This window comes from Pseudomonas sp. NFX98, assembly GCF_047784845.1.
Lineage (GTDB): Bacteria > Pseudomonadota > Gammaproteobacteria > Pseudomonadales > Pseudomonadaceae > Aquipseudomonas.
Window position 1 is genome coordinate 154,827 of the sequence record NZ_JBLNNF010000012.1, and the last position, 22,667, is coordinate 177,493.

Genomic DNA, 22,667 nt, shown 5'->3' on the forward strand with positions numbered 1-22,667 from the left:
TGTTACATGGCAGGCGCAAAAGAGATTCGCAGTAAGATTGCGAGCATCAAAAGCACGCAAAAGATTACCAGCGCCATGGAAAAAGTGGCGGTCAGCAAAATGCGCAAGGCACAAATGCGCATGGCTGCTAGCCGTCCTTATGCGGAGCGTATCCGCCAGGTAATTGGGCATCTGGCCAACGCCAACCCGGAATACCGCCACCCGTTCATGATCGACCGTGAAATCAAGCGTGTCGGTTATGTCGTAGTGAGCAGTGACCGTGGTCTGTGCGGCGGCTTGAACACCAACCTGTTCAAGGCCCTGGTCAAGGACATGGCGGTAAACCGCGAAAACGGCGTCGAGATCGATCTGTGTGTCGTTGGTAGCAAGGGTGCGGCCTTTTTCCGCAACTTCGGCGGTAACGTCGTTGCAGCTATCAGCCACCTGGGTGAAGAGCCGTCGATCAATGATCTGATCGGCAGCGTCAAGGTGATGCTGGATGCCTACCTGGACGGCCGTATTGACCGCCTGTCCGTGGTGTCCAACAAGTTCATCAACACCATGACGCAACAGCCTACCGTGGAGCAATTGATTCCACTGGTGGCAACCCCGGATCAAGACCTCAAGCACCACTGGGACTATCTCTACGAACCGGATGCCAAGGAGCTGCTGGACGGCTTGATGGTCCGTTACGTGGAGTCGCAGGTCTACCAGGCCGTGGTCGAGAACAACGCGGCTGAACAAGCTGCGCGGATGATCGCGATGAAGAACGCTACCGACAACGCCGGTGATTTGATCAGCGATTTGCAGCTGGTCTACAACAAGGCGCGTCAGGCTGCGATCACCCAAGAGATCTCGGAAATCGTCGGCGGCGCTGCCGCGGTTTAACGGTTCAAATATTCAGAGGATCCAGCTATGAGTAGCGGACGTATCGTTCAAATCATCGGCGCCGTTATCGACGTGGAATTTCCACGCGACAGCGTACCGAGCATCTACAACGCGCTGACTGTACAAAGCGCGGCCGGGACCACCCTGGAAGTTCAGCAGCAGCTGGGCGACGGCGTGGTTCGTACCATTGCGATGGGTTCCACCGAAGGCTTGAAGCGCGGTCTGGACGTTGTCGACTCTGGCGCAGCCATCTCCGTACCGGTTGGTAAAGCAACTCTGGGCCGGATCATGGACGTTCTGGGCAACCCGATCGACGAAGCAGGTCCAATCGATACCGACGAGCGTTGGGGCATTCACCGTCCAGCGCCTTCGTTCGCCGAACAAGCAGGCGGCAACGACCTGCTGGAAACCGGCATCAAGGTTATCGACCTGGTTTGCCCGTTCGCCAAAGGCGGTAAAGTCGGTCTGTTCGGTGGTGCCGGTGTAGGCAAAACCGTAAACATGATGGAACTGATCCGTAACATCGCCATCGAGCACAGCGGTTATTCCGTGTTCGCCGGTGTGGGTGAGCGTACTCGTGAGGGTAACGACTTCTACCACGAGATGAAGGATTCCAACGTTCTGGACAAAGTGGCACTGGTTTACGGTCAGATGAACGAGCCGCCGGGTAACCGTCTGCGCGTAGCACTGACCGGCCTGACCATGGCCGAGAAGTTCCGTGACGAAGGTAACGACGTTCTGCTGTTCGTCGACAACATCTATCGTTACACCCTGGCCGGTACTGAAGTATCCGCACTGCTGGGCCGTATGCCTTCCGCAGTAGGTTACCAGCCGACCCTGGCTGAAGAGATGGGCGTTCTGCAAGAACGTATCACTTCGACCAAGGAAGGTTCGATCACTTCGATCCAAGCGGTATACGTACCTGCGGATGACTTGACCGACCCGTCGCCAGCGACCACCTTCGCCCACTTGGACGCCACCGTCGTTCTGTCCCGTGACATCGCTTCCCTGGGTATCTACCCAGCGGTCGATCCACTCGACTCGACTTCGCGCCAGCTGGACCCGAACGTAATCGGCCAGGACCACTACGACACCGCTCGCGGCGTTCAGTACGTTCTGCAGCGTTACAAAGAACTGAAGGACATCATTGCGATCCTGGGTATGGACGAGCTGTCGGAAGCCGACAAGCAGTTGGTAAACCGTGCTCGTAAGATCCAGCGTTTCTTGTCGCAGCCGTTCTTCGTGGCTGAAGTCTTCACCGGTGCTTCGGGTAAATACGTTTCCCTGAAAGACACCATTGCTGGCTTCAAAGGCATCCTCAACGGTGACTACGACCACCTGCCAGAACAAGCGTTCTACATGGTTGGCGGCATCGAAGAAGCGATCGAGAAAGCCAAGAAACTGTAATCCCGGCGCCCGGAAACGGGCGCTAATTTAGGTTGAGGCAATCAGATGGCTATGACAGTCCATTGCGATATCGTCAGCGCGGAAGGGGAAATCTTTTCCGGTCTGGTCGAGATGGTGATTGCGCACGGTGCACTGGGTGATCTTGGTATCGCTCTGGGTCACGCGCCGCTGATCACCAATCTCAAGCCGGGCCCGATCCGCCTGGTCAAGCAGGGCGGGGAAGAGGAGGTGTATTACATCTCCGGTGGTTTCCTCGAGGTTCAGCCGAACATGGTCAAGGTTCTTGCCGACACCGTGCAACGTGCTGCCGACCTGGACGAAGCCTCCGCTCAGGAAGCCGTTAAGGCTGCCGAGAAGGCCTTGCATGAGCGGGGCGCGGAATTCGATTACGGTTCTGCTGCCGCACGTCTGGCCGAGGCCGCAGCTCAGCTGCGCACCGTCCAGCAGATCCGCAAGAAGTTTGGCCACTAAGGTTGAGCTTGTTGTGTGATTGATTAAAAAGGGTAGCCTCGGCTACCCTTTTTTCTTTTCCGATATTCATCACGATGGTCGCAGCCGCTGACCACCCAGGATTGGTAGCCAGTCATGTCTCTTGAAATCGTTATTCTCGCTGCTGGCCAAGGCACGCGCATGCGTTCCGCTTTGCCGAAAGTACTGCACCCGATTGCCGGCAACTCCATGCTCGGCCATGTTATCCACAGCGCCCGACAACTTGATCCACAGCGCATCCACGTGGTGATCGGCCATGGTGCCGATGCTGTGCGTGAGCGTCTGGCCGCTGACGATCTGAATTTCGTCCTTCAGGACAAACAACTGGGGACCGGCCATGCCGTTGCCCAGGCTGTACCGTTCATCAAAGCCGACACCGTGTTGGTTCTTTACGGTGACGTGCCATTGATCGAAGTTGAAACCCTGCAGCGCTTGCTCAAGCTGGTCGTGCCCGGGCAGATGGGTCTGCTTACCGTGGAGCTGGACGACGCAACCGGTTATGGCCGTATCGTTCGCGGCACCGACGGCAAAGTCGCTGCCATCGTCGAGCACAAGGACGCGACCGAAGCTCAACGCGCCATCAACGAAGGCAACACCGGTATCCTCGCGGTCCCGGCCGATCGCCTGGCCGACTGGACGGGGCGTCTGTCGAACAACAACGTGCAGGGCGAGTACTACCTGACCGACGTGATCGAAATGGCGGTCAACGATGGTCTGGTGGTTGCCACCGAACAGCCTCACGATGCGATGGAAGTGCAGGGCGCCAACGACCGCAAGCAGCTTTCCGAGCTTGAGCGGCACTATCAACTGCGCGCTGGTCGCCGCTTGATGGCACAAGGCGTGACATTGCGCGACCCGGCGCGTTTCGATGTGCGCGGTGAAGTCACCGTTGGCCGCGATGTGCTGATTGATATCAACGTGATCCTCGAAGGCAAAGTCGTCATTGAAGACGACGTGGTGATCGGCCCGAATTGTGTGATCAAGGACAGCACCTTGCGCAAAGGCGTGGTGATCAAGGCGAGCAGCCACATCGAAGGCGCGATTCTCGGTGAAGGCAGCGATGCCGGTCCGTTCGCACGTTTGCGCCCAGGCACCGTGCTGGAAGCACGGGCGCATGTGGGTAACTTCGTCGAGCTGAAAAATGCTCACCTGGGTGAAGGCGCCAAGGCAGGTCACCTGACTTATCTAGGCGATGCCGAAATTGGTGCACGCACCAACATTGGTGCTGGCACCATCACCTGCAATTACGACGGCGCCAATAAGTGGAAAACCGTGTTGGGTGAAGACGTGTTCATCGGCTCCAACAACTCGTTGGTGGCACCTGTGGATATCCTGGACGGTGCAACGACTGCGGCCGGATCGACCATTACTTCGACTGTGGATAAAGCCCAGTTGGCGGTAGGTCGTGCTCGTCAGAAGAACATCGATGGCTGGAAGCGGCCGGAGAAGATCAAGAAGGACTGAGTTATCCACAGTTCATAAAATCAAAAGATCGCATCCTTCGGCAGCTCCTACAGAGTGATCACAAATCCCGTGTAGGAACTGCCGCAGGCTGCGATCTTTTTTGGTTTATCCACAGATATTTTTATCGCTGCGCGCTTGACGAAGTTTCGCCAATAGGTTTTGATTGCTTCCGTTATCTTTCGAATCGAAACTTACCCCGCCATGTCGAAGCGCAACACACCTCAACGTCGTCACAACATCCTCGCCTTGCTCAATGAGCAGGGCGAAGTCAGTGTGGACGAGCTGGCCAAGCGCTTCGAAACATCGGAAGTTACGATTCGCAAGGATCTTGCGGCACTGGAAAGCAACGGTCTGTTGCTGCGTCGTTATGGCGGCGCGATCACCATGCCTCAGGAACTGGTGGCTGACCTCGGTCAACCGGTATCCAAGTACAAGCAAGCCATCGCCCGCGCTGCAGTCACGCGTATACGCGAACATGCGCGAATCATCATCGACAGCGGCAGTACCACCGCCTCGATGATTCCGGAACTCGGTCAACAACCGGGTCTGGTGGTGATGACCAACTCGCTGCATGTCGCCAACGCGCTCAGCGAACTCGAACACGAACCCGTGCTGTTGATGACGGGTGGCACGTGGGACCCGCATTCCGAGTCCTTTCAGGGGCAGGTTGCCGAGCAGGTACTACGCTCTTACGACTTTGATCAATTGTTCATCGGTGCCGATGGCATCGATCTGGTTCGCGGTACGACCACTTTCAATGAATTGCTCGGGCTGAGCCGCGTCATGGCTGAAGTCGCCCGTGAAGTGGTCGTGATGGTGGAGGCCGACAAGATTGGCCGCAAGATTCCCAACCTGGAACTGCCCTGGAGCAGTGTCCATACCCTTATTACCGATGATCGCCTGCCGCTTGAAGCTCGCGATCAGATTCAGGCCCGCGGCATCACGTTGATTTGCGCGGCCGTCAGTCAGGAGAAATAGCATGTGTGGAATTGTCGGCGCAGTTGCAGAACGTAATATCACCGCCATCCTGGTCGAAGGCCTGAAGCGTCTGGAGTACCGTGGGTATGACAGCGCCGGCGTGGCGGTCTACACCAACGACGAGAAGCTCGAGCGCCTGCGTCGCCCGGGCAAGGTCAGCGAATTGGAGCAGGCACTGGCCGAAGAGGCGCTGGCCGGTCGGCTGGGCATCGCCCACACCCGCTGGGCGACTCACGGTGCACCGTGCGAGCGCAATGCGCACCCGCATTTTTCCGGTGATCTGGCGGTGGTGCACAACGGCATCATCGAAAACCACGAAGCTCTGCGCGAACAGCTCAAGGCTTTGGGTTACGTGTTCACCTCGGACACCGACACCGAAGTCATCGCCCACTTGCTCAATCACAAGCTCAAAGACCTGCGCGACCTGACCGTGGCCCTCAAGGCAACCGTTAAAGAACTGCATGGCGCTTACGGTCTGGCAGTGATCAGTGCGCAACAACCGGATCGCCTGGTTGCAGCCCGTAGCGGTAGCCCGCTGGTGATCGGCCTGGGCCTGGGGGAAAATTTCCTCGCGTCCGACCAGTTGGCCCTGCGTCAGGTCACCGACCGCTTCATGTACCTGGAAGAAGGCGATATCGCCGAGATCCGTCGCGACAGCGTGCAGATCTGGGACGTGAGCGGCCAAGCGGTTGAGCGCCAGACAGTGCAGTACAGCGATGGCGCCGAAGCTGCCGACAAAGGCGAATTCCGCCACTACATGCTCAAGGAAATCCACGAGCAACCGTCTGTGGTGCAACGCACGCTGGAAGGTCGCTTGAGCCAGAACCAAGTGCTGGTGCAAGCGTTCGGCCCACAGGCTGCAGAGCTGTTTGCCAAGGTGCGCAACGTGCAAATCGTCGCGTGCGGCACCAGTTATCACGCCGGTATGGTCGCCCGTTACTGGCTCGAAGAGCTGGCCGGCATCCCGTGCCAGGTCGAAGTCGCCAGCGAGTTCCGCTATCGCAAAGTCGTGGTGCAGCCTGACACGCTGTTCGTCACCATTTCCCAGTCCGGCGAAACCGCCGACACCCTGGCTGCGCTGCGTAACGCCAAGGAACTGGGCTTCCTCGCCAGCCTGGCGATCTGCAACGTTGGCATCAGTTCTCTGGTGCGTGAATCCGACCTGACCCTGCTGACCCAGGCCGGTCGCGAAATCGGCGTGGCTTCGACCAAAGCGTTCACCACGCAACTGGTTGGCCTGCTGTTGCTGACCCTGTCGCTGGGTCAGGTTCGCGGCACGTTGGCTGCTGGTGTCGAAGCCACGCTGGTCGAGGAACTCCGTCGCCTGCCGACTCGCCTGGGTGAAGCGCTGGCGATGGACAGCACCGTCGAGAAAATCGCCGAGCTGTTTGCCGAGAAGAACCACACGCTGTTCCTCGGCCGTGGCGCGCAATTCCCGGTGGCGATGGAAGGAGCGCTCAAGCTCAAGGAAATCTCCTACATCCACGCCGAAGCCTACCCGGCCGGCGAACTCAAACACGGCCCGCTGGCGCTTGTGGATAACGACATGCCTGTGGTCACTGTGGCGCCAAACAACGAGCTGCTGGAGAAGCTGAAGTCCAACCTTCAGGAAGTCCGCGCTCGTGGTGGTCAGCTAGTCGTCTTCGCCGACGAGAAAGCCGGCATGACCAACGGTGAAGGCACGCACGTTGTGCAAATGCCGCACATCCACAACATCCTGTCGCCGATCCTCTACACCATCCCGCTGCAGTTGCTCTCGTATTACGTGGCTGTGCTGAAAGGCACTGACGTCGACCAGCCACGCAACCTGGCGAAATCGGTGACTGTGGAATAAGTTATCCACAGGTCGTTGAGTTGATGCTTCGAAAAAGTATTTCGAAACCGTCAGCTCAATGACTCGTGGCGGCTGGCGTCGACTATTAAATTATCTTGTCGCCTTGTGTGGAGGAGAAGCTTTGTGACAAGCGAATTAGCGCCTGTTGGAATCCTTTTACTTTAGAAATATCTCCTCGGGTTCTGTGGGTTATGACGCCATAGGCGTAAGGAAGTAAACCATCCAGCCACTCACGGGGGTGGATCTCTACACTGTTCTCCAGTGTCGATACGACCCAGTCTGGTAGCCAAGATACATCTCGATCCGAGAAGTTGACTTCGCCTGCGATCAGCAGCGCCAAAGTGGTGCGCAGTGGCGACTTTTCCTTGAACAATCGCTCTTGCAATGCCTGGCAAGCATCCGGGTTATCAAGTAATACGCGAAGATCGTTGGGTTTCTTTAGCCTCAGCGAGGCCGGAAGCAATGTAGACAAGGTTGCTAAAGAGTCTCCCCATCGTTTTCTTACTTCCAAATCAATCCCGACGAAGTCCAGCGCTGGCGGCGCGAGCGATGCGTTACGGATAACCGCGGGTGTCAGACAGCGCAGGCGAAGGTTCATGATGTCCATAAAGCACTGGTCACTGGCGCATAAAAACTCCCTGGTAGGAGCGGAGCCCAGTGCGGTTGTCAGCGGTGGGCCGATAATGAACGTGGCATTGCGTCGGTGGGGTAGGTAATGAATGTCTCCCCAGCTTTCGTTCAGGCAATGAGAGAGCCAAGCCTGGGGCGTGGGGCCGTTGAACGGGTCCAAATTCATGGGGACGCCAAAACCGTTGAACACCACATGACCGAGGGGAGTAAGCCGGCTCTTCAATAGTTGGTGGAACCCATGTTCGAACACGATCGGGGCGTAACCGTTTCGGGTATAAAGGTCGACAATAATGACGTCATATGTATCGGGGGTGACAACTAGGAAGTCCGCAGCATCTGCGACCACACTCTCGAAGTCGATACTGTCTGAAAGTCGTTTCTGGTTGTCGAGGCTGCGCACGAGAGCTGTCTCGTCCAGATCAACGGCCAGCAGACTTTTCACTCTGGTGCTGGCTCCGATCGGCGCCAGCGCCACACCATCCGAAAGACCCAGCATCAGAACCGAAATACGATCCTTGGAAGTATCCCCCAAGAAACCTGTACAGCCCATGTCGTCATAATATTGTCCGCAAAAAATCTGCTCGTTTCGTACAGATTCAGGTCGATCCTTGAAGTCGAATTTCATGAAAGGCAACTCCGTTTGTAAGAGGCAGGGCGCGGCCAAGTACTTCAATGCTCAAATGCTTCAGGGTATTTTTTGAGGTAAGCATCATTGAGCTGCGTATCTTGGGAGCGCATGAAAATTCTGAAATCGGGAATCAGAAAGACCAACAGAGACAACATCACGACCATGGCGCCTAGAAGCGTGATTGTCATAGCGACGCCCAAATAGGCGATCAGGGTATTCATAGCAAAACTGCCCAACGGACTGGCCGCGGCAGACAGAAATGAAACCGTGGCAAATATCCGGTTGCGGTGGAGCTTCGGTGTCGCCAGCAACCTTACTGCCGAGGTGGGGATGTTGATCAACATCAAGCCAATACCACCGCAGAAAAAGGCAATAGGTATGATGAGTGAGAATGAAATTGTTCCAACCGCCAAGAGATTGCATCCCAATAATGCAAAGCCGGCGGATACACACATATCACGGGGTACTCGGTCAGATAACCAGCCGATTATTTTATAACTGCCCGCCAAAATGCCTAGCCCGAAACAGGAATCCAGAAGCCCTATATAAGTGACGGGGTACTGGATGACGTCCTTAACGTAAAGCGGAATTAGGATGGTGAAGAATGGAAACAGGGCAAAGTTGATCAGCATTGCGATGATGGCCAAATAGAATTCAACCTTCACCCCGTAAACTACTTTGAAACCGGAATAGATCATGGTGAAGCCGCCGGCTCCTGAAATTTTTTCGCCTTGGTCGGTGGCACCGATGTGGGTCGGGATGCTGGTGATCAGCACCCCGGCAATCAGAATCGCAAAAAAATCGGCGGCAAAGGCGAACGTAACACCAAAGCTGTAAATCAACCCGCTTGCCAGTGCTGGCCCCAGCAGAATCGAAAAAGATGACATTACGCTTTTGGTCCGAAAGGCCAAAGAGACCTTATCATCGGCTGCAAACAAAGGAATGATTGACGCTTGGAGAGGGTCGCGCACACCAACAATCGCACTGCTGATCATCATTAATGCGCCCACTGTCCAAGGATCGAACAACCCCGTAGAGCACAGTACCACCATCAAAAACGCAGTCATCAAGCTGATACACGACGCCAGTTTGATGATCAGGAGTTTGTTATATTTGTCTCCCAGCCATCCCAGTAGGGGTCTAGCTAACACCTCTGTTGCGATGGAGCAGGCAATCATGTTGGCAAAATAGAGCGCAGAGCCTGTTTCCTGTAAGGTCCACCAGGCTATCGCGAGTTGATTGCACCGCCCGCCAAGAACCATTAGCAAAAAGCTGAATTGTACTTTCAGCAAACGCCGATCGGTGCCGGGGAAGCCCCACGCATTACCTGAAAAATGGGCACTCATTGACGTTCCTTTAATACAGATAAGATGACTGCGTAACCAGAGGCGTTCAAGAAACGAAGGAATAAAGCTCATCAGGGTAAATCGTCCGATATCGCTCGATACCGCCCTCAAGGCTATACAGTTCTGCTTTCTGGTTGAGGCTGCGAAGTGTCAGCAGGGCAGCTTTGCTCCTGACGCCGGATTTGCAATAAAAAACTATACGGAGGGAAGCATCGAGTTCGTCCTGGCGCTTGATGATGTCTTTAAGCGGAATTAGTTTGCCGCCTAGCGAATCTTGTTGGTGTTCACTGATGTCGCGTACATCAACCAATTGAAACTGCTCCTTCGTAGCTATCCACTCATGCAGTGTGTCAGGCGAGAGCCAATCATTGTCATGCCATGTAGATGTCGTCATAGCACCGAGCGTTTTAGCAATGAGGGGGGCACGTGTTTTTTTGTTGATGTTCAACAGGCGGAAAGTGTTGTCGAGGCAATCGATAGACAACAATTGTCCGCTCAAAGGCTCCCCGGCGTGGAGGATGAGCTTGAGTACTTCATTTGCCTGAAAGCAACCGAGTAATCCGGGTATAACTCCAAGAACGCCTGCTTCCGAGCAGTTTTGTGTCAAGTGCGGGGGGGGCGGTGTTTCAAATAGATCCCGGAAGCACGGCCCTCGCTTGTTGGTGTGCCGGTTGTAATAATTAAATACCGACACCTGCCCCTCGAACTGACTAATCGAGGCGTAGACCATCGGCTTTTCGGATTCAATGCAGGCGTCACTGATGAGGTATTTGGCGTCGAAATTATCAGTGGCGTCGACGATGATGTCGTATTCCGCCAGCAGCGAAAGGACGTTATCCGGGGTTAGCGTGGTGGCAATGGTATAAACCAAAATGTCCGGATTTAGCATTTTGATGCGGCGCTTAGCTGCCAACACTTTTAGGTCGCCTATATCGGCACTTGCATAGAGAATTTGTCGGTGCAGATTGCTCAAGTCGACGGTGTCGTTATCAACGATACCGATCGTCCCGACACCGGCACCTGCCAGGTATAGGAGTACTGGGCATCCAAGCCCACCTGCGCCAACCACTAGCACCTTACTGTCTTTGAGGCGCTGCTGCCCTTGGGCGCCAACTTCGTTGAGGATTATTTGACGGGTGTAACGAGAGGTATCCATCTTTATATGGCATTGCATGTCAGCCACCCGCCACTGCGTTGATTAGAATCAATTGCGCGTTGCTCTCCAGAGGACGGCAGCGGTCGTGCTCACTGGTCACAGGGTTTCCGTCGACGAATAGCCCAACGAACGGCAGCGGGCGCAGGTCCTCAGTGAAGACTGGCCCAACCAGGTCTGGAAACCGTACGATCAGATTATTTATTACATCGCTGAGACACGAGCCCTCTGTAGGGTATGTTTTATGTTGCTCGGTATAGCGCATGAATTGCCGGGGAAAATGTACGACTGCCATGGGTCATCCTCGAACAGCGTTTGTTGTAAGGTCGATAGAAAACACATCCAGCCTAGAGGTGATCAGTTTTCCGATTTCCGACAGTTCGGTCGAATTCTTGAGAGTTATCAGACTTCTGAGGAAATACTGATTTAAGTAGTCGATTCGCTCGGGACGAGCTCTCATGGAGCCAGTGGTTAGCAGCCGCTGATGGTAGTTCAATGCGCTGACCGCAAACAGGCAAGCCAGCAAGACGCCTCTAGGGTTTTTACCTCCGGTCCCCGACGGCAGTATGTAATCATTCGAACTATCTTTGATCTGGAAGTCGTAAATCTCGGCGATTAAACTTGACCAGATATGGGATAGTTCGTGAACGAGCAACTCTTCAAGATCGGTAATGCTGGTAAATGCGGCTTCTCCTAAAAACATTTGCTGTGGAAGCACGGGATTCGTCAGGCTAACCTGATGATTCAAAATTTTATGTATGTTGACCGGTATATCCAGCAAACTCTCCCATTCTGGCAGCATGAATTTTAGATTTTTTGTTGCTTCAGTCAACATGAATTTCTCAGCGTTACTGAGTTTTTTATGAGGTGGTAGTTCTGGTGCGCCTTCGACGTTCCGGTTATATAAAGCAGTGGCGAAATCTGGCTGAAGATAAGCGGTTAAATGTAAATTTTCTCCAGAGATATTTTTGCGTACGACAGCGACGAGAGTTAAAAGTTTTTTACTGTTGAAATCGGGATTTACAAAAGGCAGGCCGTTTATTTCATCTAATATGTTTAATGGCGTCATTTTCTTTTAGCGTCCTTGTCCATGGTTGCAGCACAAGAAAATTTGTCAGGTCCCGAGTTTTTATTCTGTGGGCAGAAAAATTAGCTATAGCACTGTCTATTTGCTTTTCATCAATAGAGAGTGTCAACAACGATTTTTTCAAGAGATCTAACGTTCTATATCCATACCACATATTTTTTAGATAGCAAAGTATGTGTTCTTCTTGTGTTTGCGTAATGATTTGTTCAGATGTCCACTGTCTTAAAAACTGCCTGATATGAATCAGTGGTTCGCTAAGTGACAAATAAGGCTCTTGGGCTTGGTGTAGCAGCGTTACTTCGTCGTCGGACAGCTCCGGATCGCTCGCAAATAGTCGATATACTTCACCAAAGCCTTTCATTCCCAGCTTTTCCATCTCGCATGCGCGAATAGCACCCATGGACGACAATCCCCAAATACGCCAACCCGCTTTCAGGGCGTCTAAAATTTCGGAGTGGCCGACGGCAGGATGCGCATGGAACACGCCATCGACAATGGCTAGGTTCGACGGTGCCGAATGCGCCACTAGGTGTTCTATATCGCCGCGTTTGATGGGTGGGCATAACACCAGACCGCTAACGCACAATAATTTTTTGTCGATCCCTTGTAGGGAAGGGCCCGCAAACAGCGTGCATAATTCAAGCGCTTTGTTTGACATACGCAAGCAACCTCGGGCCGACCCTTTTCAAGCCGGGCTCAAAGGTTTCAAGACCCGGAATAATGATTCTGACCACAGTGATGTCGTCAGTTGGTTTACTGAGTAAGACTCTCAACACGGTACCAAGGCCTATATGTCGCAAACACTCAATGAGTAATTCCCAGGCCGACTCGATCGTGGTAATCGCCACTTCCTGGCAGTTGATCGAGGAATAATCAATCATCTCAGTCCGTGAGGTGGCTTCGGCACGCAAGCGTGATACAGCCTGCAACTCGACCAAACGGCCCTTTTTTTCGAAGTATTTTACGCGCTCGATGATGTCGTCCCGGCCTCCGTGGATGTGGCTTAAACGGCTTTGAGCCGCCTCGCAGATAGCTCGGATCAAGGCAATTTCTTTTATAGGATGCAAACCTGAGCCAGTGGCCACAGAGATAGGTGCGTGGGGGGACTCTTCCATAATGAAAGCCTGAAAGTAGGCTAGGCCAAAACAGTTCTCCGTATAACGCACCGATAAGTTCAAATTCGCGTTTTTTACTTTATTGATCAGGGCTTCGGTTTCCGCGCTGAAATCGTCCAGATTTACCAGGCAGGAACTATCATTCAAAAAATTAAAGGCTTGAACGTCGCGCTCCATGAGCTCGCAAATAGCGTGTACAGATGCCTCCACCAAGTCATTGCCCGATGCCAAGCCACTGGAGCTTTCTCCGAAGAGTCGTTGCCCGGGGTTTTCGGGATAGGGGATGAATACCAACTCAGCAGGCGCAAGCACTTTTTGATTTTGCAATACATCCTGAACTTCGACTGCCATGATGAGCGAATCCGGGTCGGCCGAGGAGCCATACAACATGCATAACTGATTGAAGTTTATTCGTCCTGCATGGCTTTTTATGAGTTGTCTCGGTGTGGTCTTTAATAGCTCAAGTTGTGCGGTGTTATATTGCGCAAGGCTGAATTCTATTGCCTCCATGTATGCGCCTATCTTGGCTTCTACCGATCTTAGCCCTTTTCCAGCATTTACGCACAGCGAGCCCTTCAATGCATCGGGCCGAATACTAGCAAATACGGGTATTCCTATACGGTCCAACCACGTCGTGTCAGTCACTCGAGTAATACCCAACTGTGGGGCTAAATCATTTGCGATAATTTTTAATGTTTCTTCGGCACTGCGGCGACGAAGGCTTGAGCTAAGTCTGTGCATAAAGAACCTCACTTTTAGTGATGAGATCTATCAAGCATAATGTTCGAAGGAATAGAAAATGGGAGGGAATAGTTCCCCCCCCCCCCCACTTTTGTCAGGCTGCGACTTTCATATCTTCAGGTAGTGCCAATGTATTATTGTTTGACTGATGAGCTACAAAGCCTGCATGCATCAGACTTTCATCATTAAGAATGACGGAAAATTTCTCCGCGGTTTCTACGTCTAATTGGAGTTCGAAGGTCACATCATTAGCTGTGGAATCCATTTCTCGTAGTCCTTTTTTATGTTGAGAATAAGAGGTTCTGTTGCGCAACGCCTATAATTTCTCGCAGAGGACGAAGTTAATGTCAAATTAAATATTTTTATTTCGACTGCACACTTTTTGCTGTCGCTATTTCCTACAACAGCAGCCTACATTGACTTCGGAGCATTCTGACAATAAATCAAGACGGGTGAGAGATCGGTAGTTGTTTTGGTTTACTGGTCAGACAATTGGCCTTTGGTATAAGTTGTTGATTAAATACAGAAGCGTTATTTGTAGCAGGCGAGTAATGTCATTGTTTAATGCGTTTAGGTTTTAGGTCATTCTGAACCGCTCACGAAATCGCGGAGGTAACCAGGTCGACTCCAGTTCGTCGCAATCGCAAAAAAATTTTTCCTCCGGTGAGATACTCATTTTCAAATTTCATTGAATTTGCCGAATCTCAGTGGCGCAACTGTTGATGTCGGATCTAACTTTTTTGGGTGGGCACGCAGCCTTGCCACGAAAACCTCGTGAGGCGAATTTGATCGTCCGCTCTTTGATTACTTTTTTTACTGAGCAACGATGCCGCTGGCTCCTTTCATCCAAGGTCAGGAGCATTCCGACTTTTGTAATGATTGGCTTCCCGCTATATATGCATCTGCTGAGGTTCGACTTCGGGTTTTAGGTCAACTTGCGAAGATCAACTGACGTTGCCATGTTCTGGATCTAAAACAAAGGAGTACCCATGGACCGCTTCCAGGAAATGCAGGTCTTCACTGCTGTCGCCCAAGACCAGGGCTTTTCTGCTGCGGCGCGGCGGTTGGGGCTGTCGGCGGCCAGCGTCACACGGGCGGTGGCGGCGTTGGAGAAGCGCATCGGTACGCAATTGCTCACGCGCACGACACGCAGTGTGCATTTGAGCGAGGCCGGTCAGCGTTATCTTGAAGATTGTCGGAGGATTCTTGCCGAGGTGCAGGAAGCCGAGGATTCGGCGGCGGGTAGTCACGCTCAGCCTCGTGGGCAATTGACGATCACTGCGCCGGTTTTGTTCGGTGAGTTGTTTGTCACACCGCTGATGGTGGATTTTCTGACTCAGTTTCCGGACGTCATGATCAATGCGCTGCTGGTTGACCGGGTGGTGAGCGTGGTCGAGGAGGGCGTTGATGTGGCGGTGCGCATTGGCGATCTGCCCGATAGCAACCAGCATGCGATCCGTGTGGGTGAAGTGCGGCGAGTCATCGTTGCGTCACCGCAGTTTCTGGCTGCCAATGGTCGACCGACACATCCGCAAGACCTGACTCAGGCACCGATCATTGCAACGTCGTCGATCGGTCAGCAAAGAAGCTGGCCGTTCCTCGAAGGTGACGAGCCACTGAGTGTGCGCACTGAGCCGCGTCTAGTGGTGACGGCGAATCAAGCCGCGATTACCGCAGCGGCGCTTGGTCTGGGTTACACCCGAGTCTTGTCCTATCAAGTGGCGAGCAAGATTGCGACCGGGGAGCTGGAAATCATTCTGGCCGAATTCGAAGTTGCGCCCCTGCCAATCCACGTGGTTTACCAGGGCGGACGCAAGGCACCGGCGCGGGTCCGCAGTTTTGTCGACTTTACGGTGAAGGCGCTCAGGGAGCATCCGGCCTTGCAGGGCTGATGGGTTGTTTCACTGGATGAAATAATGGATTGCGTTTGCTGGTTATTCTGTTGTTTCCATGAGTGGTAGAAGATGGCTGCCATCGGTGCTGATCTTTCCTGAACAGCGCCACTCACTCGCGGAGTCCTCTATGCAAGCCATCAAACTCTACAACTTCCCACGCTCCGGCCACGCTCACCGTGTGGAACTGATGCTTTCGCTGCTGCAACTGCCGACCGAGTTGATCTTCGTCGACCTCGCCAAAGGCGAACACAAGCAGCCTGAATTCCTGGCGCTCAATGCGTTTGGTCAAGTGCCGGTGCTGGACGATCAGGGTGTGGTGTTGGCCGATTCCAATGCGATTTTGGTTTATCTGGCTCAAAAATATGGCAACGGTCGTTGGTTGCCTGCCGATCCAGTTGGCGCTGCAAAGGTGCAACGCTGGCTGTCCGCCGCCGCGGGCCCCATTGCTTTTGGCCCAGCCCGGGCAAGGTTGATCACGGTGTTTGGTGCGCCTTACAACGCTGACGAAGTGATCCCTTACGCCCACACCGTGCTCAAAGTGATCGATAAGGAATTGGCCAACACGCCGTTCCTGGCCGGCAGCGAGCCCACCATCGCCGACGTGGCTGCCTACAGCTATATCGCCCATGCACCGGAGGGCAACGTGTCGCTCGACGACTACGCCAACATCCGCACCTGGTTGGCACGGGTCGAAGCCTTGCCTGGTTTTGTCGGCATGCCGCGCACTGTCGCCGGTCTGCAAAAAACTGCCTGACGTTGGTGGCCCGACCTAGTCGGGCCCTACACGCTGTGCCGCTGGCGCAGGGGAGAAGCCGTAATGGAACATTCACCGTGGCATGCAGGCGAGATCCAATTGCAGGCTCATGTCGGAGTCAGCGAGCGAATGGAAGCGTTAGGTCGCAGGGTGATTCGCGATCACATGCCGGACCAGCACCGCACGTTCTATGAGCAACTGCCGTTCATGTTGTACGGCGCAGTGGATGCGGCCGGAAACCCGTGGGCCAGCGTGCTTGAAGGGGATGCCGGTTTTGTGCAATCACCAGAGCCTCAGTTGTTGCAGTTCAGCAGCCTGCCTGCGGCGGACGATCCTGCGCAGTTGGGCGATGGCGCGGCCATCGGCCTTCTGGGCATCGAACTGCATACCCGCCGCCGCAACCGCATCAATGGCCATATCGGCGCGATGACTGCGAATGGTTTTGCCGTGACGGTGGATCAGTCCTACGGCAATTGCCCGCAGTACATCCAGTTGAGGCAGTTTCGTTCGGTGCCGTTGGCGGATCCGGCAACACGTCCAGCGCAGCACTTCAACGAGCTGGATGATGCGGCCAAGGCCACGATCGCCGAGGCAGACACCTTCTTCGTCGCCAGCTATGTCGATGTCGATGGCGTACGTTCGGTGGATGTTTCACACCGTGGTGGCCAGTCGGGTTTCGTACAAGTGGAAGGCAATCGCCTGACCATCCCGGACTTTGCCGGCAACCTGTTTTTCAACACCTTGGGCAATCTGCTTGTCAATCCCCGGGCCGGATTGCTGTTTATCGATTTCAACACTGGCGATCTGCTGCATCTCAGTGGGCGTACCGAAATCATCCTTGAAGGTCCGCAGGTCGAGGCCTTTCAAGGTGCCGAACGTTTGTGGACGTTCCACGTGGAACATGTTGTGCGCCGTCCTGCCGCACTGGCCTTGCGCTGGCGTTTCGACGGCGTCTCGCCCACCAGTTTGCTCACCGGCACCTGGGAGCAAGCCGCCGCCCGTCTGCAAGCCAAGGCGTTGGGCGATCAATGGCGGCCAATGAAGGTTGTGCGGATCGAAGCGGAGAGCCATCACATCCGCTCAATCTATATGGAGCCGGCTGATGGAGCCGGGTTGCCATTGTTTCAGGCCGGGCAGCATTTACCGCTGCGCTTCAACATTGATGGCGAGGTGCATATCCGCACCTACAGCCTGTCGAGTGCGCCGTCGGATGACTTTTTTCGTATCAGTGTGAAGCGTGACGGCCGAGTGTCTTCGCACCTGCATGATCACATTAGCGTTGGTGATTTGCTGGAGGCGCGCGCTCCCCAAGGGCATTTCACGGTCGCGCCCCATGAACGTCGGCCATTGGTGCTACTGGCCGCCGGGGTCGGCATCACGCCGTTGCTGTCGATGCTGCGGGAGGTGGTCTATCAAGGTTTGCGCACCCGTCGAATTCGCCCGACCTTGTTTTTGCAAAGTTCGCGCACCCTGGCGGACCAGCCGTTTCGTTCTGAGGTGGATCGCTTGCTTGAGGGCGCTGGTGATGCGGTGAAAGTGGTACGCCTGATCAGTCAACCGGAGCCCGACGCTCGGGAAGGTGAAGACTTCGATTTGACCGGGCGGATCGATGTTGCACGACTCTCGGAAATGCTTGAGGTCGAGGACTACGATCAACTGGATTTCGTCCTCTGCGGCCCCGGCAGTTTTACCCAAGCGCTGTACGACAGCCTGCGTGAACTGGACATACGCGATGTGCGGATTCACGCCGAAACCTTTGGCCCATCCACTTTGCGCCGTCGACCTGACCCCGATGCGATTGTCATCGAACAACCACCGGCTGCTACCACGTCAGTGCCGGTGGTGTTCCAGCGATCGGCCAAGGAGGCGCGGTGGCAACCCGATGGCGGCAGCCTGCTGGAGTTGGCGGAAAGTCGTGGCTTGCACCCGGAATTCAGTTGCCGTGGCGGCTCGTGCGGCACCTGCAAAACACGCTTGATCAGCGGTCAGGTGAATTATCCACAACCACCGGCAGAAGTGCCGGATAAAGGACATGTTCTTATCTGCTGCGCGATTCCGGCTCAGGGCTCGCAGCCTTTGGTTCTCGATATTTGAATGATGTTGCGCTAGAACATTGCCCAGCGGTCGATGGCTGAGTAGGGTGGGAGCAGAACGAAAAAGGGCCGTGACAGGCCCTTTCTGCATTCCAGGGATAGACGCTTCATGGTTTTCTTCACTCGCTTGATCATCCTGCTGACGGCGTTGGTGCTGCTCAATGGCTGCGACCAACAGCCCGCGCCACCGCTCGACCAACAGCTCTACATCTGGCAGCGGCAATGGACCCCGGCCCATGAATCGGCCCTGCGAGACAGTCGCGCAGATTTCTCAACCTTGCGCGTGCTGGCGTTGCAGGCCTTTCCTCGGGCGGGTTGGAGTCGGGCACACATTGATCCGTTGCTGCTCAAGCGTGATGGCCGACCGCTGATCGCGGTGATTCGCCTCGATGGCCAACTTAAGTCGTTGAGTCAGGATGAAGTCACGCTGCAGATTCAACAGCTGATCATTGATTGGCAGGCACAAGGCCTGAACCTTGTCGGCGTGGAAATCGACCACGACGCGGGCAACGCCCGGCTACCGGCCTACCGGGAATTTCTGGCGCACTTGCGCACGACGTTGCCGGCGTCTTTGCCGTTGAGCATCACCGCATTACCGGCCTGGCTCGACAGCCCGGAGTTGCCGGCGCTTCTATCCACAGTCGACAGCAGCGTATTGCAGGTGCATGCGGTGAGTGATCCGCGTCGTGGCCTGTTTGATCCCGATCAGGCCCGGCAATGGGCAAAGGCCTGGAGCCGCATCACCGACAAATCCTTCTATCTAGCGTTACCGGCCTATGGTGTGGCGCTGTTGCCCGGCGCCAGCGGTGCACCCGTCGTTGAGAGCGAAATACGCATCGAACGTGATGGCGAGCGTCGGGAGTTACTGGCCGATCCGCAGCAGCTTAGTAAGCTTGCGACCCAATTGCGCAACGATCCACCGGCACATCTGGCCGGCCTGATCTGGTTTCGTTTGCCATTGGCCAATGACCGTCGAGCCTGGAGTTTGACGACTCTTCGCGCCGTGTCGCGTGGTGATGTACTCGATAGTCGGTTGGCGCTGAAACTCTCGGCTGATGAAGGCCTCTATGACATCGCGATCACCAATGAGGGCAACCTCGACAGTGCCTGGCCCGAGCGGCTGATACTGGCGGTGCAGGGTTGCGAAGGTGCGGATGCGCTGGCCGGTTATGCGTTGCAACAAAGCCCGGATCTGCTTACCTTCACCCGCCTGCGTGAAGGTCGGATAGCGGCCGGCGGTCAGCGCGCCATCGGTTGGGCGCGCTGCGCAAAAATTGATCAAGGAGCTTCGAATGTTCACCCGTAACTGGCCACGCCATCTGCTCTGCCTCAGTCTCAGCCTGCCGCTGGGGTCGGCGCTGGCGTGCGGGCCGGACTTTCCCATGCGCCTGCTGGACAACCGTGGCCAGTCAATGGCGGAGCTGCCGGAAGGCAACTTCAATTTCGAAGTCGGTCGGCTGGGGCATGCCATCGCCGGGCTGAAAAATGTCAGCGTAACGGCCTACAGCATGGACGAGCCGGACTATGCCGAACAGCGCAGCGAGGCCGAGCAAAACGGTTTGAGCGCCGAGCAGCAAGCGTTGGCAAAACAGCTGCGTGGCCTGACCGATGCCCGTCAGGTCGAAGCGCAAGGCGCGAGCCTGCCGGTCGAGATCAGACTGTATCTGGCCGGTGCCGTGGCGTTTGCAGCCGATGATCAGGGTTTGGCTGCGGAGTATTTTCAGAAGGTACTCGCGCTGCCGGCAGACCAACGAGCGTTGCGCAGCACTTGGGCGGCCTATTCCTTGGGCCGTGCATTGTTCGCCATGAACTCGGAAGCGGGCACGGGGCCGGACCTGCTGGCGCAGTCACGAAAGGCGTTCGAGCAAACCCGGCAACTGAGTATCGATGGCTTCAGTGACCCATTGGAATTGGGCGTCGCCAGCCTCGGTGAAGAGGCACGCGTGGCTCGGACTGCGGGCGACTGGAACAGCGCCATTGAACTCTATGCCACGCAAAACCTTCACGGTTCGGCGGTGGGCTACACCTCGTTGAAGGTGTTGATGGCCGATCTGGCGGCGATGCCCGATACAGAGTTGGCTGAGTTGCTCAAGAACAAACCGGTGCAGCAATTGGTGACCGCGTCGCTGATCAGTCGAGTGGGTTGGTCATTCGGCGAGCAACCGCCGAACGAACTGAAATTGATCAAACTGCTGCAAAGCAGCACCCGCGGCAGCTTCGACAACGCTGATCGCTTGGCAGCGATGAATTATCAACAGGGCGATTACGCCAGCGCCAAGGGATTCCTCGAACACGCCGGCGATGGTGGGTTGGCTTGGTGGTTGCGGGCCAAACTGGCGGTGCGTGACGGTGACAAAATCGCCGCAGCGGCGGCTTATGCAAAGGCAGCTCAGGCCTTCCCGCAGAATGAATCCTGGGGCGATCGGAGAACGCCGGACTTCGATTACGAAACGCTTCAACCCAAATGCCGGGTCGAAGGTGAAAGTGCGATTTTGGCCCTGCAACGCGGGGATTACCTGCAAGCGTTCGATCAGCTCTATCGCAGCCAAAGTATCTATTGGTTCGACGCGGCGACGGTTGCCGAGCGTGTACTGACCCTCGAAGAACTCAAGCGCTACGTCGACACCCAAGTTCCGGCACCGCCGCCGCTTACTCAGCAGGAGCGCGATAACTACGTGCCATTGCCAGTGGCGGCGAGCCTGCGCAATTTGCTTGGGCGGCGTTTGTTACGTGAAGGGCACTATGAAGAGGCGCCGGCCTATTTCGATAACGACGGTTTGCGCCATAAGGCCAGGCTGTATGGCGAACAACGTCTGGCGGCCGATGCAGCGTGGTGGCCGACCCGTCGCGCTGCCGCCTTGTTTAATGCCGCGTGGACGGCCCGCGAGTGGGGCATGGATATCCTCGGCTATGAAATGGCCCCGGACTACGCCACGTTCGGCGGTAACTACAGCCTTGAAAACACCGAGTTGAAAGTCGGTCCGCTGGTGGCCGAGGACGAAGTGAAGCGTCAGCAGGCCAGCGCCGCCCAACCCGATCAGCGTTACCACTACCGATTTGTCGCCACGACGTTGGCCAGCCGCGCTGCCGACAATTTGCCGCATACCAGCCAGGCGTTTGCCGCAGTGTTGTGTGAAGCGGCCGGGTGGAACAGCAGCCTTGAAGATCAAAGTGCGCTCTATCAGCGTTACGTCAAGGAAGGCCCGTTTGTGGAGTGGGCAGCGGACTTCGGTCATCAGTGCCCGTATCCCGACTTCGAGAACGCCGACAGGCGCTATGTCACCCAGGTTACCGACTCAGCTCGTTCGGCGCTGCGCCCATATAAAACAGCGCTGCAGGTGGGCAGTGTGCTGGCCGTTATGGCGGCGGCGTTGTTGCTGATCGTTCGTCGCCGCCGCAAGGTTGAGTGAAGTTCAAGCCTGTTGAACGAAGGTCAGCCGCACGGCGAAACCGATCAACAGGCTGCCGAACAGCCATTGTTGCAGGCGTTGGGCTGATGGGCTGCGTTGCAACCATCGACCGAGCGCGGCACCGGCCAGGGCGTAGGCGCTGTCGAACAGCAAACCCACGGCGACCAACACCACGCCCAGGGTGACGAACTGCGCGAGCACCGGCCCCGCCTGCGGATTGATGAACTGCGGCAGCAGCACCGAGCAGAACAGCAGCGCTTTGGGGTTGAGCAGATTGGTGAGCAAACCGCGCTGAATGGCTTCCCGATAACGCGGTTTTTCGCCGGTTGGGTGTGCGCCGTCAAGGTTCGGCAGCAGGGTTGATCGCAAGCACTGAATGCCGATCCACAGCAGGTAGGCGGCACCGGCCAGACGTACCACGTCGAAGGTCCAGGGCGCAGCCTTGAACAGTGCCGCCAATCCCAAAGCTGCCAATGCCACATGGCAGCCTCGGGCGATGGCCAAACCCACGGCAGTGGCCAACGCCGCGCCTTTGCCCTGACGAGCACCGGTTTGCAGCAGCAGGATCATGTCGGGTCCGGGCAGCAGGTACACCACCGCCAGCGCCATGAAAAATAGCCAGAGTTCCGTCATGTTGCACCCCATTCGTTGTCGATTCGGTATGGCCAGTCTACGGGGCTGAGGTAGGGCAGGTGCTTGCGTAGTTTGCTTCTAATGCACCATGGATTGGCATAATCTGCTGATCCATAAGAGGTAAACCATCAGGATCTGCCAAA

Annotated in this window: 19 protein-coding genes; 11 read left to right on the plus strand and 8 right to left on the minus strand. The window is 55.5% G+C overall.

Features of this window, described 5'->3' with window-relative positions; translation table 11 throughout:
- Positions 1 to 6 precede the first annotated feature (6 nt).
- The 6 genes from atpG (at position 7) to glmS (ending at position 7,039) form a co-directional block, all read left to right on the plus strand.
- Positions 7 to 867 carry a F0F1 ATP synthase subunit gamma gene (gene atpG / locus ACM110_RS17720; RefSeq protein ID WP_008045673.1) on the plus strand — a complete coding sequence of 287 codons (861 nt, stop codon included), beginning with the start codon at positions 7 to 9 and terminating at the stop codon, positions 865 to 867.
- 27 nt (positions 868 to 894) lie between these two features.
- Positions 895 to 2,274: a F0F1 ATP synthase subunit beta gene (atpD, locus tag ACM110_RS17725; RefSeq protein WP_060540274.1), complete on the plus strand. Its 1,380-nt coding sequence runs from the start codon at positions 895 to 897 to the stop codon at positions 2,272 to 2,274.
- Between the two features lie 45 nt (positions 2,275 to 2,319).
- Positions 2,320 to 2,745 carry a F0F1 ATP synthase subunit epsilon gene (locus ACM110_RS17730; RefSeq protein WP_007969909.1) on the plus strand — a complete coding sequence of 142 codons (426 nt, stop codon included), beginning with the start codon at positions 2,320 to 2,322 and terminating at the stop codon, positions 2,743 to 2,745.
- A 114-nt stretch (positions 2,746 to 2,859) separates the two neighbouring features.
- Positions 2,860 to 4,227 carry a bifunctional UDP-N-acetylglucosamine diphosphorylase/glucosamine-1-phosphate N-acetyltransferase GlmU gene (gene glmU / locus ACM110_RS17735; RefSeq protein WP_416128779.1) on the plus strand — a complete coding sequence of 456 codons (1,368 nt, stop codon included), beginning with the start codon at positions 2,860 to 2,862 and terminating at the stop codon, positions 4,225 to 4,227.
- Positions 4,228 to 4,428: 201 nt separating this feature from the next.
- Complete coding sequence (locus ACM110_RS17740; protein ID WP_416128780.1) at positions 4,429 to 5,205, plus strand: DeoR/GlpR family DNA-binding transcription regulator; 777 nt, start codon at positions 4,429 to 4,431, stop codon at positions 5,203 to 5,205.
- A 1-nt stretch (position 5,206) separates the two neighbouring features.
- Complete coding sequence (gene glmS, locus ACM110_RS17745; protein ID WP_416128781.1) at positions 5,207 to 7,039, plus strand: glutamine--fructose-6-phosphate transaminase (isomerizing); 1,833 nt, start codon at positions 5,207 to 5,209, stop codon at positions 7,037 to 7,039.
- A gap of 85 nt (positions 7,040 to 7,124) precedes the next feature.
- Here the strand turns inward: glmS and ACM110_RS17750 are convergent, their stop codons facing one another.
- The 7 genes from ACM110_RS17750 to ACM110_RS17780 all read right to left on the minus strand — a co-directional run bounded on the left by ACM110_RS17750 (position 7,125) and on the right by ACM110_RS17780 (position 14,004).
- A complete protein-coding gene (locus ACM110_RS17750) occupies positions 7,125 to 8,294 on the minus strand; it encodes a spermidine synthase (protein WP_416128782.1) in 1,170 nt (389 codons plus the stop codon).
- Between the two features lie 44 nt (positions 8,295 to 8,338).
- Positions 8,339 to 9,643, minus strand: a complete 1,305-nt coding sequence (locus ACM110_RS17755) for an MFS transporter (protein ID WP_416128783.1) — start codon at positions 9,641 to 9,643, stop codon at positions 8,339 to 8,341.
- 46 nt (positions 9,644 to 9,689) lie between these two features.
- On the minus strand, positions 9,690 to 10,817 hold the full coding sequence (gene moeB, locus ACM110_RS17760) for a molybdopterin-synthase adenylyltransferase MoeB (protein WP_416128784.1): 1,128 nt from the start codon (positions 10,815 to 10,817) through the stop codon (positions 9,690 to 9,692).
- A gap of 277 nt (positions 10,818 to 11,094) precedes the next feature.
- On the minus strand, positions 11,095 to 11,865 hold the full coding sequence (locus tag ACM110_RS17765; RefSeq protein WP_416128785.1) for a hypothetical protein: 771 nt from the start codon (positions 11,863 to 11,865) through the stop codon (positions 11,095 to 11,097).
- Entirely contained in the window at positions 11,840 to 12,541 is a 702-nt protein-coding gene (locus ACM110_RS17770) for a TfuA-like protein (RefSeq protein ID WP_416128786.1), read from the minus strand. The genes ACM110_RS17765 and ACM110_RS17770 overlap by 26 nt, the downstream gene beginning before the upstream one ends.
- On the minus strand, positions 12,522 to 13,739 hold the full coding sequence (locus tag ACM110_RS17775; protein WP_416128787.1) for a YcaO-like family protein: 1,218 nt from the start codon (positions 13,737 to 13,739) through the stop codon (positions 12,522 to 12,524). Before ACM110_RS17775 ends, ACM110_RS17770 begins: the two co-directional genes overlap by 20 nt.
- Positions 13,740 to 13,833: 94 nt before the next feature.
- Entirely contained in the window at positions 13,834 to 14,004 is a 171-nt protein-coding gene (locus tag ACM110_RS17780) for a hypothetical protein (protein WP_416128788.1), read from the minus strand.
- Positions 14,005 to 14,728: 724 nt separating this feature from the next.
- On the opposite strand from ACM110_RS17780, the gene ACM110_RS17785 reads away from it, so the two are divergent.
- From ACM110_RS17785 to ACM110_RS17805, 5 genes are all read left to right on the plus strand, one after another.
- Positions 14,729 to 15,631, plus strand: coding sequence for a LysR family transcriptional regulator (locus ACM110_RS17785; RefSeq protein WP_416128789.1), 903 nt, complete (start codon positions 14,729 to 14,731; stop codon positions 15,629 to 15,631).
- Positions 15,632 to 15,761: 130 nt separating this feature from the next.
- Positions 15,762 to 16,388, plus strand: coding sequence for a glutathione S-transferase family protein (locus ACM110_RS17790; protein WP_416128790.1), 627 nt, complete (start codon positions 15,762 to 15,764; stop codon positions 16,386 to 16,388).
- 63 nt (positions 16,389 to 16,451) lie between these two features.
- Entirely contained in the window at positions 16,452 to 18,482 is a 2,031-nt protein-coding gene (locus tag ACM110_RS17795; protein ID WP_416128791.1) for a pyridoxamine 5'-phosphate oxidase family protein, read from the plus strand.
- 108 nt (positions 18,483 to 18,590) lie between these two features.
- Positions 18,591 to 19,787: a DUF3142 domain-containing protein gene (locus ACM110_RS17800; protein WP_416128792.1), complete on the plus strand. Its 1,197-nt coding sequence runs from the start codon at positions 18,591 to 18,593 to the stop codon at positions 19,785 to 19,787.
- Positions 19,774 to 21,891, plus strand: a complete 2,118-nt coding sequence (locus tag ACM110_RS17805; protein WP_416128793.1) for a hypothetical protein — start codon at positions 19,774 to 19,776, stop codon at positions 21,889 to 21,891. Before ACM110_RS17800 ends, ACM110_RS17805 begins: the two co-directional genes overlap by 14 nt.
- Positions 21,892 to 21,894: 3 nt before the next feature.
- On the opposite strand, the gene ACM110_RS17810 is transcribed toward ACM110_RS17805, so the two are convergent.
- Positions 21,895 to 22,524, minus strand: a complete 630-nt coding sequence (locus tag ACM110_RS17810; protein WP_416128794.1) for a LysE family translocator — start codon at positions 22,522 to 22,524, stop codon at positions 21,895 to 21,897.
- Positions 22,525 to 22,667: the final 143 nt, after the last annotated feature.

What these genes read in the sequence shown, in the direction of transcription:
- glmU (WP_416128779.1), top strand. Translation starts at nt 2,860, where the DNA reads ATGTCTCTTGAAATCGTTATTCTCGCTGCTGGCCAAGGCACGCGCATG.
- ACM110_RS17740 (WP_416128780.1), top strand. Translation starts at nt 4,429, where the DNA reads ATGTCGAAGCGCAACACACCTCAACGTCGTCACAACATCCTCGCCTTG.
- ACM110_RS17765 (WP_416128785.1), bottom strand. Translation starts at nt 11,865, where the DNA reads ATGACGCCATTAAACATATTAGATGAAATAAACGGCCTGCCTTTTGTA.
- atpD (WP_060540274.1), top strand. Translation starts at nt 895, where the DNA reads ATGAGTAGCGGACGTATCGTTCAAATCATCGGCGCCGTTATCGACGTG.
- ACM110_RS17790 (WP_416128790.1), top strand. Translation starts at nt 15,762, where the DNA reads ATGCAAGCCATCAAACTCTACAACTTCCCACGCTCCGGCCACGCTCAC.
- ACM110_RS17770 (WP_416128786.1), bottom strand. Translation starts at nt 12,541, where the DNA reads ATGTCAAACAAAGCGCTTGAATTATGCACGCTGTTTGCGGGCCCTTCC.
- ACM110_RS17785 (WP_416128789.1), top strand. Translation starts at nt 14,729, where the DNA reads ATGGACCGCTTCCAGGAAATGCAGGTCTTCACTGCTGTCGCCCAAGAC.
- ACM110_RS17750 (WP_416128782.1), bottom strand. Translation starts at nt 8,294, where the DNA reads ATGAAATTCGACTTCAAGGATCGACCTGAATCTGTACGAAACGAGCAG.
- ACM110_RS17780 (WP_416128788.1), bottom strand. Translation starts at nt 14,004, where the DNA reads ATGGATTCCACAGCTAATGATGTGACCTTCGAACTCCAATTAGACGTA.
- ACM110_RS17775 (WP_416128787.1), bottom strand. Translation starts at nt 13,739, where the DNA reads ATGCACAGACTTAGCTCAAGCCTTCGTCGCCGCAGTGCCGAAGAAACA.
- ACM110_RS17805 (WP_416128793.1), top strand. Translation starts at nt 19,774, where the DNA reads ATGTTCACCCGTAACTGGCCACGCCATCTGCTCTGCCTCAGTCTCAGC.
- moeB (WP_416128784.1), bottom strand. Translation starts at nt 10,817, where the DNA reads ATGCAATGCCATATAAAGATGGATACCTCTCGTTACACCCGTCAAATA.
- ACM110_RS17730 (WP_007969909.1), top strand. Translation starts at nt 2,320, where the DNA reads ATGGCTATGACAGTCCATTGCGATATCGTCAGCGCGGAAGGGGAAATC.
- ACM110_RS17800 (WP_416128792.1), top strand. Translation starts at nt 18,591, where the DNA reads ATGGTTTTCTTCACTCGCTTGATCATCCTGCTGACGGCGTTGGTGCTG.
- ACM110_RS17810 (WP_416128794.1), bottom strand. Translation starts at nt 22,524, where the DNA reads ATGACGGAACTCTGGCTATTTTTCATGGCGCTGGCGGTGGTGTACCTG.
- glmS (WP_416128781.1), top strand. Translation starts at nt 5,207, where the DNA reads ATGTGTGGAATTGTCGGCGCAGTTGCAGAACGTAATATCACCGCCATC.
- ACM110_RS17755 (WP_416128783.1), bottom strand. Translation starts at nt 9,643, where the DNA reads ATGAGTGCCCATTTTTCAGGTAATGCGTGGGGCTTCCCCGGCACCGAT.
- ACM110_RS17795 (WP_416128791.1), top strand. Translation starts at nt 16,452, where the DNA reads ATGGAACATTCACCGTGGCATGCAGGCGAGATCCAATTGCAGGCTCAT.
- atpG (WP_008045673.1), top strand. Translation starts at nt 7, where the DNA reads ATGGCAGGCGCAAAAGAGATTCGCAGTAAGATTGCGAGCATCAAAAGC.